Genomic DNA, 17,939 nt, shown 5'->3' with positions numbered 1-17,939 from the left:
AGTCAACAAAATTAAGGAATTAATCTAACTTTGCAAGCTAAGTATTGAAATCTCATCTATTTAAAACATAATAGACTCATGAATTCTAGCGAAATCAGACAAGCATTTTTGGATTTTTTCAATTCAAAACAACATAAAATAGTTTCATCGGCACCGATGGTAATTAAAGATGATCCTACTTTAATGTTTACAAACGCAGGGATGAACCAGTTTAAGGATATTTTCCTTGGGAATTCACCAATCAAGTATAACAGGATTACAAATTCCCAAAAATGCCTTCGTGTATCGGGAAAACATAACGATTTAGAAGAGGTAGGTCATGATACCTATCATCATACTATGTTCGAAATGTTGGGAAACTGGTCGTTTGGTGATTACTTTAAAAAAGATGCCATCGACTGGGCCTGGGAACTTTTAACTGAAGTGTATAAACTTCCTGTTGACAGAATGTATGCCTCTGTTTTTGAAGGTAGCAAAGAAGACAATCTGGATCGCGATAATGAAGCTGCAGGTTACTGGATGAAATATCTTCCTGAAAACCATATTATAAATGGAAACAAGAAAGATAACTTTTGGGAAATGGGTGAAACAGGACCTTGCGGACCTTGTTCAGAAATCCACATCGACCTTAGAAGCGATGAAGAAAGAAAAATCACATCTGGTAGAGATCTTGTAAACATGGATCATCCTCAGGTGATTGAGATCTGGAATCTTGTATTTATGCAATTCAACCGTAAGGCGAATGGTTCACTAGAAGCTCTTCCTCATCAACATGTTGATACGGGAATGGGATTTGAACGTTTGTGTATGGCGATGCAAGGTAAAACCTCTAATTACGATACAGATGTATTCCAACCAATTATTCAAGCCATTGCTAAAATGAGTGGTAAAGAATATGGTAAAGATGAAGTAATTGACATTGCACTGCGTGTAATTGCCGATCATATTAGAACTATTGCTTTTGCTATTACCGACGGAACTTTACCATCGAACAACAAAGCAGGTTACGTAATTCGTAGAATTCTGCGTAGAGCGGTTCGTTACGGATATACTTTCTTAGGATTTAAGGAGCCTTTCATGTATCGTTTGATTCCTGTAATGATTGAAGTAATGGGCAAACATTTCCCGGAGCTAATCAAGCAGCAAACTTTAATCGAGAAAGTGGTTAAGGAAGAAGAAAACTCTTTCCTTAGAACTTTAGAAAATGGCATTCGTTTGTTGGATCAAATTATTGAAAAGACAAAAGCAGACGATTTTAAAGTGGTATCAGGCAAACTTGCTTTTGAATTGTACGATACCTACGGATTCCCATTAGATTTAACTGAATTGATTCTTAAGGAACAAGATTTAGTTGTAAATCGTAAAGAATTCAATGCTGAAATGGAAGAACAAAAGAATCGTTCACGTTCTGCAACTTCTGTTGATACTGGTGACTGGGTTGAAATCCTGAAAGATGATGTTGAAGAGTTTATCGGTTACGATTACCTTTCAACTGATGTAAGAATTACCCGTTACAGAAAAATCACACAAAAAGGAAAAGATTTATTCCAATTGGTATTCAACATTACACCTTTCTATGGTGAGAGTGGTGGGCAAGTTGGAGACACTGGATATATTGAATCGAATGGAGAAAAAATCTCTATTGTCGATACCAAAAAGGAACATGGTTTAATTGTTCATATTGCTAAACAATTACCAACCGATCCTACAGCTACATTTAAAGCTGCTGTGAGTAATAAAAACAGAACCTTAACTGCAAATAACCATACAGCAACACACCTAATGCATCATGCACTTCGTGAAGTTTTGGGTGATCATGTTGAGCAGAAGGGTTCATTGGTAAATCCTGATCATTTGCGTTTTGACTTCTCGCACTTCCAGAAAGTAAGCGAAGAGGAAATTGCAAAAGTGGAGGCAATCGTAAACCAAAAAATCAGAGAAAATATTGCTGTTGAGATAAAGAATAACATTCCGATGACCGAAGCGGTAAATATGGGTGCTATGGCTTTATTTGGAGAGAAATATGGCGATTTGGTTCGTGTAGTAAAATATAACGATTCTGTTGAGTTGTGTGGTGGTACTCATGTTGATGCTACCGGACAAATTGGGCTCTTCAAAATAACATCAGAAGGTGCTATTTCGGCTGGTATTCGTCGTATCGAAGCTATAACTGCTGACAAGGCTGAAAATTATATCAACGATAAGTTGAACACTTTACGTAATATCGAAAAGATATTTAAATCAAGCCAAAACTTACTTAAGAACATTGAAGACATCATGTCTGAAAATTCAGGATTGAAGAAAGATTTGGATGGGTTCATGAAAGATCGTTTAAAGGTGATGAAAAATGATCTTAAAGGAAATGTATCAGTAACTAAAGGTGTGAACTTTATTACAGAAGCCTTAACTGTTTCAAGTGCCGCAGATTTAAAAGATATCGCATTCCAATTGAAAGGAGAAATTGACAATTTGGTATTCATAACTGGTGCCGATTTGGGTGGAAAAGCAAATCTTACCATCATGTTCTCTGATAACTTAGTGAAAGAGTACGACCTGCATGCAGGAAATATTGTTCGCGAAGCTGCCAAAGAAATCAAAGGTGGTGGAGGTGGACAATCATTCTTCGCTTCAGCTGGTGGTAAAGACCCTAAAGGATTGGATCAAGCTATCGAAGTTGCCAAGAAAATGGTATTACACAAAATTGAAGAATAAATTATCAGCTACAAGTCACAAGCTTATAATTGAAAATATTAAAAACGCCGATTCTATTGAGTCGGCGTTTTTACTTATATGGGAATCTGACTTTATCAACTAAAGGGTCCATAAATACAGTAATTTAAGATAAATCAACAAATCATTACCAAGCATAATAATTAAATTTATTACTTTCGCGCCTGCTAATTTTAATGGAGACCAGAAACCACAGAACGGGGCGAATCCGAAAAGCCTTACGAGTAGGAATTTAATTGTTTTATAAGATGCTATCGATAATAGGAATTCTTTTTTACCTTGGATTTGTTGTCTTGATGATTGCTTCAGCATGGAAGATCAATACCAAAGCTAATCAACCGGGTTGGGCATGTTTAATCCCAATTTATAGCGCAATTGTTACACTAGAAATTATTGGTAAGCCATGGTGGTGGATTTTATTAATCATCTTCTTACCAGGAATTAATTTAATTTGGTTGATTTGGATGGTAAACCTACTTTCTAAAAGTTTTGGAAAAGGCACAGGCTTCACCTTTGGTTTGATCTTTTTACCTTTCATTTTCTATCCAATTCTTGGCTTAGGAAGTGCAACTTATCAAGGACCAGCTGGTCTAAAATAATAGTAAACACTCTATATAAAATACGAAACGCCAATTCAATTGAATTGGCGTTTTTTCGATACCATCAGATACCCTCAGTGTAAATTCGTTTTCTGTTAAAGTAAACCTAAGGTTGCTGACTATAAGTATGCACACTAAACTGAGCAGATGGCAGATAATTTACTCCAAACCAACACACCATTAGTATCACAAATGCCAAAGCCAATATCCAAAGAGATGATACATATTTCGATGGCATTTGATATCGGCGGTGGATGTATACCAAATAGCCCATCCAGGTGATGAATGCCCAGGTTTCTTTCGGGTCCCAGGTCCAATAATGTCCCCAAGCCTCTTTTGCCCAAAGAGCACCGAATAACAAGCCTAAAGTAAGGAAGGCAAATCCCAGATAAACCAAATTATCGGCAACAAACATTAAGTTCTTGTCAAACTTTTCCTTTTTAATCTGGTATAATCCGTATATGGCAACCAATGTAGAAGCCGCGAGAAACGCATAGGAAATAATATATACTACCACATGAGGTACAAACCAAGGACTCTGCAAGGCTGGCATTAAGGTTTTAGAAAAGTTCTCTGGGTGTAAATAGTTAATGAACAAAAATAACAGAGACATAAACAAGCAATAGTAAAGCATCCAAAGATATCTCCATCTAAAGTAAGTAATCAAACCTATAATGGATACAAAAAGTGAATACCACAATCTTGTTTCTCCCAATGTTCTCAATGGTGGACGCTCCAAGCTAGTCCATAAAAAGCCGATATAGATCGCCATACTCAGTATGCCGATAAGAACCAGTGCATTTCTTATCACATCTTTTTTAGGCACAAAAGCAGATAAAATCCAACTTGCAGAACTTACACCTGCTGTCAATAAAAAGTAATTCCAAATCATCTTTCTCAGTTTACAGTTATCAGTAAACAGTTATCAGTAGTATTACTACTCACTGCTAATTGTTACTTTATTTCCACGCCAAAACATATAAATAGATCCTATCATCATCATGAAAATACCGATGTACACATAAATTTGCCAGGGATCTTTTACCACCTCAACTACACTCAAAGTAGAGTATTTACCCATCTTCTCATCGTAACTCAATTGGTAAATCTTCCATCCGTTTACCGTATGCGATTTATTTACTTCCAACACCTGATCTTCCTTTGATCCATCGGGTGTATAAATGGTTACTTCCGATGAAAATTTCTTCGGTTCAGGAACCGTCATCAACAGAGAATAGTCGTCGTTAATCTTTAATGATTCATGAGGACGGTTAAAGCTTCCGCAGGATATCCATCCAGATATGGTATCATTTGAATTGGAATAAATCTGAACCTTTGCAGCCGGAGCAGCACCAAAATCGTGCAATGGGTGATACTTATCTCCTGCCCTTCCCGACAATACCAAAAACTCATCTACCTTCACCGACCAATCGTGCAATTGACACGTAAGTTCGTCTTCAATCATAATCATTGATGGTTTGGTAGGCTCATACAAATTACCGGTTGTATTTTCAACCACAGCCATTTTTGGATTGAACTCCTCGATAATAAAATCGTTTAACTTTATGGCTAAAGGTAATTCGTAATAGTTGCCCTTATCATCGTAAGCTTTCCATTCGGTTTTATTCTCGTGCAAATCCATTCTTAGGCGCATTAAATCACCAGATCCCAGTCCTGCTGCAAATACAGTTATCCATAAACCCAAATGACTACAAACAAAACCCCAGTTCTTTAATTTAAATGGAATACATTTACGGATAATTACCAATCCTAAAACAATCAACAAGTAGAAATTGATTAAAAGAAATGGCCAGGAAGTGGTCAGTTGATTCAAACTTAGTTTAGTTATCAAATTCTCTTCTTGCATGGGTACCTGAGGTAAGATCCCCATTATAATCACCAAAAAAGTTAAGGCAACTATCGCCCCCACTGAAGCAGGAATTCCAGATAGGAATTGATACAGCTTTGTTTTTCTAATGAAAAAGTAAAAAGACATTAAGACAAGTAAAAAACCTCCTCCTAATATCAAATTGAAAGGATACCTTATTTGCGTGTCAGAGGAAGTTTGAATTGCAATTTCAAGAAAGAATCCAATGACCAATAAGCCAAAGGCAATCAAAAAAGCTTCGGCATACCCCCAGGGTGTTTGCCAAAATGGTTTGGTAGGTTTATTCATATGATCGTATTTCTTTTTTCAACAAGTTCCGTTAAGATCGCAACAATTTTTGAATTATGGTAGCTCAAAAACAATTCTAAACAGTATATACAATTTCTATCTGACTTTAATAAAACCAGGAATACATATCTTATCCTAATTCAACCATTTAGTTATTAAAAAATATGCCGCCCTAAATTGGACGGCATATTTGAACCTATAATTTGAACTGTAAATTATTACTTTTTAACCTGATAAGTAGCTTCACGTTCTTTTGCTTTTTTATCCCATTCCGGAAGAAGATTCTTCTTGAATGTTTCTTTTTCAGCATTTAGTTTATCCATATCTAAACCAATAAACTTCTGAGCTTTTGCTTTTGTTGCGATATCTGGATAAGGAACTTCTCCATCAAAACCATACTTGTGGAAAATTCTAACCAAAGCAATACGAGCTTCCTGTGCGCGATCAACACCAGTAGTAATAATACGACCAATTTCTGTTGGAGCGTGGAAAGATCCACCATGTGAAGCAGCTGCATAATCCCAACGCCATTGTGCGTGACGGATCATTTTTAATACTGGCTTCATTTCATTTTCATTGGCACCTAAATCCCAGGCTTTCTTAGCTTCAACGTGAGCACGTACTAACAATTCTTCAAGCTTATCTCGGTTCTCAATAATCTGATCCTGTCGAGTATAAACATTCTCAATCAACTTATCAGTTTCCTCACGGTGACATACCTGACATGAATTAGCAACATTATTCAAAGGAGATTGAATATGGTGATCTGTAAATTTCTGTCCACCTTCTGATTTGTATGGCATATGACAATCAGCACAAGAAACACCACGATCCGCATGAATACCTTTTAGATATACTTCGTATCCTGGATGCTGAGCTTTCAACATTGGAGCCTTACTTAACTTATGAGTCCAATCTTTAAAATCCATTTCATCATAGTACTCTTCCATTTCTTCAACGCCCATACCTTTATCCCATGGTAACTGAACAAAAGCAGATCCTTTAACACGATTTTTGTTAAAGTAGTACTCAACGTGACACTGAGCACAAACCAATGAACGCATCTCCTGATGAGTTGCCTTATTAATGTCTTTTCCCTGACGTTCGAAAGCCTCGATTAAATATGGACGAGAAATTCTTAAGTTCATGGTTTCAGCATCGTGACAATCTGCACAACCAATAGGATTAACTACTTCGTGACCTTTCGAAGACCATTTTCCCTTATAGTATTCTGCTACTCCAATTTCGTTCATCAAACGAGGTACATCAGGAGATTTACATGTCCAACAAGTAGATGGCATAGGACCAGTCTTATCATCAACAGGACCACCTGTTCTTAAAGTATTTCTAAGATCTTCCACTGCATAATAGTGACCACGACCTTGGTTGTAGTCTTTAGCAAAACCATATCCAGCCCAAAGCACTACTAAACGAGGATCAACTTCAAGCATATCGATCATTGCTCCACCGTTAAATTTACTGCGGAACATAGTATCAGCAGTTTCATAGTAAGATTGAAATTCTTTTGGGAAATTTTCGCCCCAAACTTCGTTACGTGGTTCCCACTGATCGTACTTTACCTGAGGAGTATAGGCATATACAGATTCTGCCCTTCTCTCCATAATCGATGAAGCTAACAACCCAAGTAGGAATACAACAACCAAAGTTACCAGGAAGATAAGCCATCCCAACATTGGTTTTTTGCCTACAGATTCTTGTATTGGTTTCATAGTATATTTAGTTTAAGTTTTATTCGTTTTCTAATTCTGTTTCTTTCAAATACTCTTTTAACCAGTCTGGCACCGGACTTTCAGGAAGTGGAACTCTTGCGTTCGGAACGCTAGATAAACTGTTCACTCTTCCGTGAGGAACTTCACGGTGACATTCCCAACATACTCTATCCTGAGTATTGTGAGCGTGGTTTGGCACTTTAGCTGCCAGTTTCGGATCAGTCAGCTGTTGACTGTGACAACGGACGCAGTTATTGTGAACTACTTCCTTACCTTCATCCAAAATAAAGATTACCTCAGGCTCCATTCTCAATGCAAACATACTCGCGTGACGCAAACCGTCTTTCGCTTTAAAAAAGTATTTGTTGAATACATTGTTGTGTGGAACATGACAATCGTTACAAGTGGCAACTTCACGATGTGAACTGTGACCCCAGGTAGCATACTGAGGAGCCATAACGTGGCAGTTCACACATGTCTCGGGAGCATCTGACAGGTAGGATGCGGCTTTAGATAAATAAAGCACATAAAATCCCAACCCGAAAAATATTCCAAGCGACACATATACCGGAAGCTTCCATTTTGGAGGTGGTGTTAAAAATTTAAATAATCTTACCATTAGCAAAAGTTTTGATGTATGGAGTTTGCCTTATTTTTTCAAGAAATTTGGTTTGAATACTAACATTACCCATCCCCAGTTCTGAATTTCTCCACTATCACCACCTTTTAATGCTTCCATAGAATCGGTTGCGAACATGTGAGAGTATCCAGCTTTAATCAATACGCTCTTCGAATATTTGTATCCAACTGATAGATCAACCTCAGTACCTAAATATTTATCTTGTTTTTCAGAACCTAAATACAAATCAGCTGCAGTTGAGAACAAGTGAATTGTTGATCCGAAAGACCATTGTCCTTTTGAGTGATTCAATCCACCATAAATATCTGTTAACCCTGCACTTCCAACATGATTACCTACATAGAAGTAATCCATATGACCATTGAATTTATGATTTGTTCCAAAAAGTGGAGTAAATGAGTCATTATCTGAATCTAAACGAGAATTACTAGCTCCATCATAATCAGAACCTGAAAGCATTTCTACTCCAACATTACCTTTCCAAGTATCGGCAACAGGAAATTTCATACCTACATTAAACATGTAAGCACTTAAATCATTATCCCCTGCATCTTTACCTGACTGTGCATATAAAGAACCTGTAAAAGAAATTTTACCAGGACGGTAATTCATGTGCGTACCGAAAGTTTGACTGTATCTTGTATCACGATCAACAGCATCTGTAGCATCCGCATCTCTTTCCTGTCCAACATTCATGAACAACAAGCTAAAATCAAATTTCTCTGATTTTCTGTTGTACCATGCGAATTGCATGCTCTTGTAATTAGTTGTGTAAAGTTGTCTTGATAATGTTTCAGCATCGTTATTCACAGCAAAACCTAAATGAAATTTCCCTTTCTCATCAGTTTTGAATTTTAATAATGCCAAATCGTGGCTTCTCGCTTGTTGAGCCCAACCTACATTACCTAGAATTCTAGAGTCATCATAAACCAATTCCTGACGCCCCACTTTCAATGAAAAGTTTTCATTAAAAATAAGCTCTCCCCATGCTTCATGAAGCATCAACTGGTTTTTATCAGACATATTTAATTGCTTCACGTCACCCCAGGTACGTATATCCTGAACCGATAAACCAACACGGAATTTCTCTTCTCCGTAATTTAAATTTAAACGAGTTCTTTGTGAAGTTGCAAAAGCAGCATCATCTGCTGAATCAAACAATGATTTTAATCCGTGACGATACTCTGTTCTCGGACGGATTTCCCCTGTAAAGGTAAGCTGAGCCATTAATACAGTTGGCACCAAGCCCAAAAACAGGACTAAAAATAGGCGAAATAGTTTTTTCATAGCTAGGTTAGATTTTAAATTAAAAATCTGTTTTTCAATTCAATAATTAAGTGATAACACTGCAATACTAACCGAATTCTTGAATTATTTCAAGATTAAGGGATTATTTGAATTCATTATATTTAAATTTTAATACCTTTTTATCCTTTTCTACGCTTGGTTTTCAATCATTTCATATTGATGAAACAGAATATGAAAAAAATCAATTTATTTTTAGTCTTAATAAGAATACTAATTGATTCCTTCATTTCTAAAAATTTAAAGACATATTCCGATGTAAATAATGGAATATGTCATCTTAAATTAAAGAATCTCTAATTAGCAATAAGTTACACCTTTCAATAAAAAAAACAATAAAAATTTAAGCTAAAAGCTTAGCCAATTGCTTATTTTGAATTTATAAAGAAAAGCGTATCTTGAACTCCAATTTACAAGATCTTTACAACTTGTTTATCCGCGTAAGCACACTAAATATTCATATAACTATACTAAACAGATGAAGAAGTTTCTGAATTTTCTTTTCTCTATGCAAATGATGGGTGTTCTCATCATTTTATTTGCCTTCTCGATTGGAGCGGCAACTTTTATCGAAAATGATTTTGGTACACCTGCTGCAAGAGCCCTTGTTTATGATGCTCTTTGGTTTGAAATTATGCTTACACTAATTGTAGCAAATTTGGTCGCCAATATTTTTAGATACAACCTATACAAAAGAGAAAAGTGGTCAATCTTTTTATTTCATGTTTCATTTATTGTCATATTTATTGGTTCTGCTATCACACGATATGTTGGCTATGAAGGAAACATGCACATTCGTGAAGGACAAACTACCAACAAAATCACAAGTATGGATTCCTATATAGATGTGATTCTTGATAAAAATGGTAAACATATCCGCGAAAGCGAAAAAATTAGTTTCTCTACAGTTAAGGAAGTAAAATACGATGAAACACTTAAGCTTGGTAACGAAGAGGTAGAATTGAAACTGAGAACTTTTATTCCAAATGCTCAAACCACTTTGGTTCAAGATGCCAAAGGTGCTCCAGTTTTAGAGATGGTTGCCGTAGGAAGTGCAGGCATGTCGGGAATGCAAAATTTTACCATAGAGTACCGAGGAAACAGAATGGTTGGAGATCATTTACTGGCTTTTGGCACGAATCCTCATCCCAATGCAATTCTTATCGATTATACGGATAGTTTACGCATGATGTCACCAATGCCTATGCAGGAAGTTAGTATGATGGGCGGAGATCCAATTCCAATGGAAGCAAAAAAATGGCATTCCATTGTGCCAAGAAAACTATATGATATTGGTGGAACCAAATTAGTAATTAAGAATTTTTATCCTGCAGCAATTTACAGATATGTACAGGGAGAAGATAAAAATGCTCCAAACATATTGGTATTTGATGTAAAAAAAGGAAATGAAAGTAAAGAGTTAATGGTGAAAGGACAGAAAGATTACGTTGGAAATGCCAGCACCATTGCTTTTAACGATATGAATGTTTCTGTTGCTTATGGATCAAAAATTATTGATCTTCCTTTCTCTATCAAATTAAACGATTTTATTTTGGAAAGATATCCTGGTTCAAACAGTCCTTCATCTTTTGCAAGTGAAGTAACTCTTTACGACGAAGGAAAATCCATAGAGAAAGATTATCGTATTTATATGAATAATATTTTGAAACATGAAGGATTCCGTTTTTTCCAGGCATCGTATGATACGGATGAAAAAGGAACAATTCTTTCGGTAAATCATGATCTTTGGGGAATGATGGTTACCTATTTTGGTTATGGTATATTGATGTTGGGAATGGCTTGGTCATTATTTAACCCATATACTAGATTCAAACTTTTGGGTCGTCAGTCAAGAAAAATTAAAACACTTGCCGTTATAGCCTGCATTATGAGTGGAAGCTTGCTACCTGCATCAGCTCAAGATCTAAAAGTTGTACCTTTAGAACAGGCTAAAAGCTTTGGTAAAATTGTAGTCCAAGACAAAGGTGGACGATTCGAACCCGTAAATACTTTAGCAAGCGAAGTAATTAGAAAAATCACTAAAAAAGGACAATTTAAAGGATATCCTGCCGAACAAGTATTTTTGAGTATGATTGCCAGCCCTCAACAGTGGCAACAGGTGCAAATGATTAAAGTTGGGAATAGCGAGTTGGCTCGAGAGCTAGGTGTAAGTGGAAAATATGCCTCATTTACCGACTTTTTAGATGAAAAAGGTCAATACAAGCTAAGCAAGAAGGTACAAGATGCTTACTCAAAAAAACCTGCACAGCGCAAAGGGTACGATAAAGAAATTATATCAGTTGACGAACGAATTAACATTACCTACATGGTGTTTACTGGTGAATTCCTTAAAATATTCCCTAATCCAAATGATAGTATGGGAGAATGGTACAACCCAACAGCACAGATTGATGTTAGAGGCGATGATTCCTTATTCATTAAAAAATCTATCGTCATGCTGGGGCAAGCCTTAAATCATAACGACTTGGCTGGAGCAGATAGCTACATTTCGGGTATTAAAAAATATCAACAAAAATTTGGTAGCGAGGTTATGCCATCGGCAACCAAACAGAATATCGAAATTCAATACAACAACATCAACATTTTTAAGAAACTCTTCCCTATTTACTTAATGGTCGGATTCTTCCTAATCATTTTTCTTGTCGTGCATTTAATGAAACCCGGATTTCCAATTAAGTGGATGGTTCGAATTGCCATGCTGATATTAGGTGTCGGATTTATTCTTCATACCGGAGGTTTGGCTGCTCGCTGGTACATTTCAGGTCATGCTCCCTGGAGTAATGGTTTTGAGACCATGACCTTTATTGCCTGGGGTTGCCTATTAGCAGGATTTATATTTGTGAAAAAATCAGATTTTGCTTTAGCTGCCACTGCAATTTTAGCTGGTTTAGCTTTATTTGTTGCTCATCTTAGTTGGATGAGCCCCGAAGTAACCAATCTGGTTCCTGTACTAAAATCTTACTGGTTGACTATACACGTAGCAATTATTACTTCGAGCTATTCGTTTCTGGCTTTAGCGGCTATTTTAGGAATTATCAATCTGGTATTATACAATTTACAAAACAAGGTAAACATTGATCGTATAACAAACAATATCAACGATCTAAGTCGAATAAGTGAGATGACCATGACTATTGGTTTGTATTTCCTTACCATTGGAACTTTTCTTGGTGGTATTTGGGCAAATGAATCATGGGGACGCTACTGGGGCTGGGACCCAAAAGAAACCTGGGCACTTGTAAGTATTTTAGTTTACAGCTTTATACTACACATGCGTTTTATTCCTGGATTAAAATCGGTTTATGCATTTAATATTGCATCGGTTTGGGGATACAGTGCCATTTTAATGACCTACTTTGGGGTAAACTATTATTTGGCAGGATTACATTCTTACGCAAAAGGGGATCCGGTTCCGGTGCCAACATGGGTTTACTATACTGTAATTATTGTATTAGCACTAAGTATTGCAGCTTTCTTTAGTTACAAAAAACACAACTATGTGCCCGAAGAGTCTGAGGCATAATAGATACTTTGTATGAATAATATCAAAAAGAGACGCAAATGCGTCTCTTTTTTGTACAAAAAAAAAACTAGTGCAAATTATTGCAAGTTCAATTCAGTAAATTTTTATAATCAATTTAAAATCATCATTAGGGATTACAGGATCTGCAAGAACATCATTAAACTCTTTGTCACGATGGACACAATATAAATTCCTATCCTACTTTATAATCTCTTTACGATGCTCTAATCCCCAATGAATTGCTTCTCCTATAAATACATCTAAAGTTCTACCATGATCTGTTAATGAATATTCCACTGTAATTGGTTTTGTATCTTTCACCTCTCTTCTTACTAATTGGTTTAATTCTAACTCTTGTAAATCCTTAGAAAGTTTTTTAGGTGCAATACCATCCAAAACTCTTTTCAATTCCATAAATCGTAGAGTGCCATTCCGCAATAAAGTTCCCAATATTACGATTTTCCACTTACCTGATAACAGTTCCATTGTATCTGTAAGAGCTCTTATCTGCTGACGACATTGCTCCGATATTATTTGATCACTTTTCTTATTCATTATTTTAATCATTACAGAGTAGTATCCTTTAAGTAACTAGTTTCCTAAGGGAAACACATAGCAAAAGTATACTATTCTTCCTTAATTTTGAAATCGAAATTACAAACACACTAGAATGCAGAAAATTACAAAGATATTTTTGTGTGATATCAAAACAGAAATTAGAGATGAAGGAAATGTTAGAGGTGATTCGGAATAGAAGAAGTATTAGAAAGTACAAGAATATAGAACCTGATACCAAATTAATAAAAGAAGTGTTACAAGCAGCAAGTATGGCTCCATCGGCAGGTAACAGTCAACCATGGGAATTCACAATTATCAAAGGTGAATTCCGTGAAAAAATCTGTCATGAGTTCTACAACTTTGCAAAAGATTATATTCCTACTGCATCGTATATTCCTGAAGAAAAGAAAAAAATGATGTTGAAATATGCTGAAAATTTTGGTGGTGCTCCATATCACATAATTGTTAGCTACCCAAATTTTGATGATGATGTAAAAAGAGAAGAAGCTTTAAAAGCAAGTTCTGCAGCTATCCAAAATCTGCTCTTACAAGCAAATGATATAGGTTTGGCTACAGTTTGGATTGGAAGTAGGTTGAATCATTCTGAAAAAGTAAAGAGTATTCTAGGATTATCTAATAACAGAAAAATTGCTGGTATTATTCCAATTGGCTATGCGGACATGGAGTTGGCACCCACGCCAAGAGAAGAGCCTGAGTCTAAATCAAGATGGCTAGGCTTTTAATATCCTATTTCACATGGAGCAATATTCAAATTAAAAAATTATAGTTTTACAATTAAAATTTAGAAAAAAATGGCAGTAATTATGTACGTAGATTTTCCACATGCAGGACCATTCGGAGAGGAAATGTCGGCAATGTTAGGAGACTTAGCTAGAAGTATTAACGAAGAACCTGGTTTTATTTGGAAATACTGGACGCAGGATGAAAAGGCAAGAACTGCAGGTGGAGTTTATTCTTTTGACACAAGAGAAAATGCAAAGAAATATTTAGCAATGCATTCCGAAAGACTTTCAAAAATGGGCTACACCAATATTAGGGGAAGAGTATTTGAAATTAACGAAACACTTTCAAAAATTAATAAAAGTTTATAAGGTATAATCTTACCTGTAAATCGAAACCAAATAAAACAGCCCTACTCTTGAAGTGAGGTTGTTTTTATTTGAATTCTTTAATCAAACGGATTGATAGAAATTCCGATCTTAAGATATCCAGTCATATTTTGACTGTTCTCATAAATAGCATCACTGGAGGACTTCCCTTTTTTAATTCTTCTAGAATCTAGAATTTTTTGTACCCCTCCTTGAAATGTCGCGATCAAGTATTTGTTTATGCGGTGTTAATATTTTATTCCACTCATAATTTTAAGTTGGCTATATTTCAACACATCCTTACTATACTGTTTATTTCCCATATAAAAGCTAGTATTTTCAAGTGTTCTTCCTATTGAGATTCGACCATTTCTGCCAAGATATTGTCCTAACAAATCATAAATTGATAAATAATTATTTTTTATTGTTATGTATATTTTTCTTAAATTGAGTATCGATTACCCGAAATATTAATATTATACATTCACCAGAAAAGAATTAATCCTAGTTTGACTAACATGAGGCAATTCGATTCACAAAACATGATTTTAATGGACAAGTCCATATTGAGTTATTGCGATAGCAATGAAATTGAAACTTTAGCTAGTTATATACTTACAGAGCTTAACAGTAAAAATTGGTCATCAGATCTTATCATTAGCAATATTATTAAAGAACTTACCACCGAGAAAGAAAGCCTAAATTTTGCCATCCAGCAAACCTGCCAGGATGTTCTAAAAGAAAATTTAAGAGTAGAAAACGAAATTGCCAATGATGATTTTGTTTGTTATAAAAAGTTTGTGAAAGCAAACACTTACTTGCCCGATAAAGAAATGGCTAAGGATGCAATGGACCTTTGGGAGTTAACCAGTTCGCATGATTTAATGCTGCATAAATTGAGTTTCGAAAGACAAATATCCCTAAGTAATACCCTATTAGCCAACCTTCAAAGCGATAAATTTAAGTCCAAAACTGATCGTTTAATAGGTATTGCGGAAAGAATTAATAAATTTTCAGAATCTACAGCTAAACTAGAAGATGCCTATTCTAAAATTAACAAACATAATTCTAAAACAAGAAGTGTGATAACTCCCTCTATTCAAAAAAATACGGTTCGCAAAATTATAAATGAAAATCTGATTCCTCATCTTGAAAACTCATCAATTGTTTTTCCAAAAGTATATGAGGAAACCTTTAATAATATTTGTGAAGAAATCGATAATTTGAACATTAAAGTCCGTAGACGTAAAACCCTAAAGTTAGATGAAGATCTTCAATCAATTTTATACTAATTATACATTTACAATTGCATAGAAATAAGAAACAGCTTGGTGGAGCTGTTTCTTATAATAGTAATTTCAACACTCTATGATAACAATAAAAGCTAAACAATTATTGACCAAATACCATTCTTTTTTAAACTATTGAACACTCCTTCGTTTATCGACATTAACAATTGCTTTACTATTCGAATGTGATTGATATGGCAACGTAAAATAAAAGATAGAGCCTACTCCTTCCTCACTTTTAACCCAAATTTTACCCCCCAACATCTCAATATACGATTTAGTAATCGATAAACCCAAACCAACACCCTGTCGTGCCATTACATCCTTAATATCAGCTTGAATAAAGCGTTCAAAAATGGCATCAATACGATCTGAAGCGATTCCGTAACCAGTGTCTCTCACATAAAATTCAAGTTCATCACCTTTCTTATTATAACCAAACTCAATAGTGCCTTTTGTCGTGTATTTAATCGCATTTTTAACCAAATTGGTTAAAATTGCAAACAACTTTTCCCTATCGGTCGTAATAATCGACTCATTATCTAATAATTCATTTTTATAATTTAGTTTTATTCCCTTTTCTTCAACTTCGGGCTTAAAAAATGTATGGATATATTCCATTTGTTCGTTGATATTTGAATCAGCTAATTCCACCTCCACTAATCCGGATTCAATCTTCGAAATATCAATAATATCATTAATGATATTCAACATTCTATTTCCGCTTTTTTCAATAATATCAATATACTTTTCCTTCTTATCTTTTCTTAATTTGTGTCCTTTCAATAGATCGGCAAAACCTAAAATACCGTTCATTGGAGTGCGTATTTCGTGACTCATATTCGCCAAAAATGCTGATTTTAAACGGTCACTTTCTTCAGCTCTGTTCTTGGCTTTAATCATTTCTGATTCTGTCTTCTTTCTTTCCGAAATATCTGTCATGGTTCCTACCATGCGCAATACCTGCCCACTGGTATGCCGCTTTACAACACTTCCACGTCCCAACACCCATTTCCATTTACCCGATTTTGTTTTTAGGCGGTGTTCCTCTTGCCAAAACTCTTTCTTTCCCACCATGTGTTCATTCAAACTTCGTAATATTAACTCTTTATCATCAGGATGAATTCTATCTCCCCACGATTCATATTTGGGTGCGATATCCTGCTCGCCTAACATTCTTGCATAAGCCGGATTAAAATAAACATGACCGGTTGGCACATCCCAATCCCACAATCCATCAGTAGTTGCTTCCATGGCTAGGCGGTGCGTTTCTTCGCTTTTTCTTAGTAGTTTATACGATTCAGTCTCTTTTGTAATATCATGAGAAGTGAAAAGAACAAATTTTGTTTCATCTTCTACTTTATGAATAGGAGTATATGATGTTTCTGAATGATAAGGTTTATCATTTAGGTCGATACTTTCGATATACTTGATCTGTTTTTGAGTATCTGTAACTTTTTGATAATAGTTGAGGGTATATTCAAAAACCTCTTCATCAAGATGTAAGATATCCACGAGCACTTCTTTCAAATTTTTCCCAACCAAGTCCTGCTCCAATACATTTAATCCAAACCGATTTACAGTATTGATATAAGACTTGTTTGCTGCCACAACAATAAACCTTTTGTACCCCTCATATTCTGATAAAAGTTGTGCATCCTGTGTGTTATTAAAAACTGCGGACAAATAATTCTGACTATCCTTTAGTTTAATTTCAGCCTTGTTACGTTCTGTTACATCGGTATGTGTTCCAACAATTCTTATAGCCACCCCGGTAGCATCAAAAATAGCCTCAGATCGTGATAAAACATCGACCCAATGCCCTGCCTTGTGTTTCATTTTAAATTCGAGAATCAAACGATCAATATCCTTTGCAATAAGCTTTTGGGTTAATTCTAATGATTTTCTAACATCTTCAGGGTCGGTTAAATTTTCCCAAACAGAAAAAACATTTGAAAGCTCATGATCCTCATATCCCAACATCTTTTTCCAACCCGGCGAAAAATAAATAGAATTGTCCTTAAGATTCCAATCGAATAATCCATCATTTGTAGCTTTCATAGCAAGCTTAAATCGTTCCTCGCTCTCTTCTAACTTTTGATAGGCTACTATTAATTTTTGTTCGGCTTCTTTAGGTTTCTGTTTATTGGATTTCATAACCACATCCTTAATTTCGGTGCTCTTTTACAAACAATATTTAGGTTATACACAGATTACCAACTTAAACTAGTCAGTTCTCTTGTATCAGAAGAATAGGGG

The 17,939-nt window shown here is 35.4% G+C and carries 13 protein-coding genes; 6 read left to right on the top strand and 7 right to left on the bottom strand.

What is annotated here, in order from left to right; all coding sequences use genetic code 11:
- The first annotated feature begins 78 nt into the window (after nucleotides 1–78).
- Together alaS and GCQ56_RS02815 are read left to right on the top strand one after the other, a co-directional pair.
- Nucleotides 79–2,712, top strand: coding sequence for an alanine--tRNA ligase (gene alaS, locus GCQ56_RS02820; protein ID WP_152732872.1), 2,634 nt, complete (start codon nucleotides 79–81; stop codon nucleotides 2,710–2,712).
- Nucleotides 2,713–2,978: 266 nt separating this feature from the next.
- Nucleotides 2,979–3,329: a DUF5684 domain-containing protein gene (locus GCQ56_RS02815; RefSeq protein WP_152732871.1), complete on the top strand. Its 351-nt coding sequence runs from the start codon at nucleotides 2,979–2,981 to the stop codon at nucleotides 3,327–3,329.
- Between the two features lie 106 nt (nucleotides 3,330–3,435).
- On the opposite strand, the gene ccsA (GCQ56_RS02810) is transcribed toward GCQ56_RS02815, so the two are convergent.
- The 5 genes from ccsA (GCQ56_RS02810) to GCQ56_RS02790 form a co-directional block, all read right to left on the bottom strand.
- Nucleotides 3,436–4,221, bottom strand: a complete 786-nt coding sequence (gene ccsA, locus GCQ56_RS02810) for a cytochrome c biogenesis protein CcsA (RefSeq protein ID WP_152732870.1) — start codon at nucleotides 4,219–4,221, stop codon at nucleotides 3,436–3,438.
- A 45-nt stretch (nucleotides 4,222–4,266) separates the two neighbouring features.
- On the bottom strand, nucleotides 4,267–5,505 hold the full coding sequence (locus tag GCQ56_RS02805; RefSeq protein WP_152732869.1) for a cytochrome c biogenesis protein ResB: 1,239 nt from the start codon (nucleotides 5,503–5,505) through the stop codon (nucleotides 4,267–4,269).
- 218 nt (nucleotides 5,506–5,723) lie between these two features.
- Nucleotides 5,724–7,235: an ammonia-forming cytochrome c nitrite reductase gene (nrfA, locus tag GCQ56_RS02800; protein ID WP_152732868.1), complete on the bottom strand. Its 1,512-nt coding sequence runs from the start codon at nucleotides 7,233–7,235 to the stop codon at nucleotides 5,724–5,726.
- A 19-nt stretch (nucleotides 7,236–7,254) separates the two neighbouring features.
- A complete protein-coding gene (gene nrfH / locus GCQ56_RS02795; protein WP_152732867.1) occupies nucleotides 7,255–7,854 on the bottom strand; it encodes a cytochrome c nitrite reductase small subunit in 600 nt (199 codons plus the stop codon).
- Between the two features lie 30 nt (nucleotides 7,855–7,884).
- Nucleotides 7,885–9,162: an alginate export family protein gene (locus GCQ56_RS02790; RefSeq protein ID WP_152732866.1), complete on the bottom strand. Its 1,278-nt coding sequence runs from the start codon at nucleotides 9,160–9,162 to the stop codon at nucleotides 7,885–7,887.
- A gap of 496 nt (nucleotides 9,163–9,658) precedes the next feature.
- On the opposite strand from GCQ56_RS02790, the gene ccsA (GCQ56_RS02785) reads away from it, so the two are divergent.
- Complete coding sequence (gene ccsA, locus GCQ56_RS02785) at nucleotides 9,659–12,724, top strand: cytochrome c biogenesis protein (protein ID WP_152732865.1); 3,066 nt, start codon at nucleotides 9,659–9,661, stop codon at nucleotides 12,722–12,724.
- Nucleotides 12,725–12,922: 198 nt separating this feature from the next.
- Here the strand turns inward: ccsA (GCQ56_RS02785) and GCQ56_RS02780 are convergent, their stop codons facing one another.
- Complete coding sequence (locus GCQ56_RS02780) at nucleotides 12,923–13,279, bottom strand: helix-turn-helix domain-containing protein (protein WP_152732864.1); 357 nt, start codon at nucleotides 13,277–13,279, stop codon at nucleotides 12,923–12,925.
- Nucleotides 13,280–13,347: 68 nt separating this feature from the next.
- On the opposite strand from GCQ56_RS02780, the gene GCQ56_RS02775 reads away from it, so the two are divergent.
- The 3 genes from GCQ56_RS02775 (at nucleotide 13,348) to GCQ56_RS02765 (ending at nucleotide 15,683) form a co-directional block, all read left to right on the top strand.
- Nucleotides 13,348–14,025: a nitroreductase family protein gene (locus GCQ56_RS02775; protein ID WP_370452662.1), complete on the top strand. Its 678-nt coding sequence runs from the start codon at nucleotides 13,348–13,350 to the stop codon at nucleotides 14,023–14,025.
- 69 nt (nucleotides 14,026–14,094) lie between these two features.
- Nucleotides 14,095–14,394: a monooxygenase gene (locus tag GCQ56_RS02770; RefSeq protein WP_152732862.1), complete on the top strand. Its 300-nt coding sequence runs from the start codon at nucleotides 14,095–14,097 to the stop codon at nucleotides 14,392–14,394.
- A gap of 548 nt (nucleotides 14,395–14,942) precedes the next feature.
- Nucleotides 14,943–15,683 (top strand): hypothetical protein, encoded by a 741-nt coding sequence (locus GCQ56_RS02765; RefSeq protein ID WP_152732861.1) that lies wholly within the window; start codon nucleotides 14,943–14,945, stop codon nucleotides 15,681–15,683.
- 129 nt (nucleotides 15,684–15,812) lie between these two features.
- Here the strand turns inward: GCQ56_RS02765 and GCQ56_RS02760 are convergent, their stop codons facing one another.
- Nucleotides 15,813–17,837, bottom strand: coding sequence for a PAS domain-containing protein (locus GCQ56_RS02760; protein ID WP_152732860.1), 2,025 nt, complete (start codon nucleotides 17,835–17,837; stop codon nucleotides 15,813–15,815).
- Between the last annotated feature and the right edge of the window lie 102 nt (nucleotides 17,838–17,939).

The organism is Marinifilum sp. N1E240, assembly GCF_009295825.1.
GTDB classification, from domain to species: Bacteria; Bacteroidota; Bacteroidia; order Bacteroidales; family Marinifilaceae; genus Marinifilum_A; species Marinifilum_A sediminis.
Note: the sequence above shows the minus strand (reverse complement) of the source record. Positions and strands in the feature narration are given on the sequence as shown.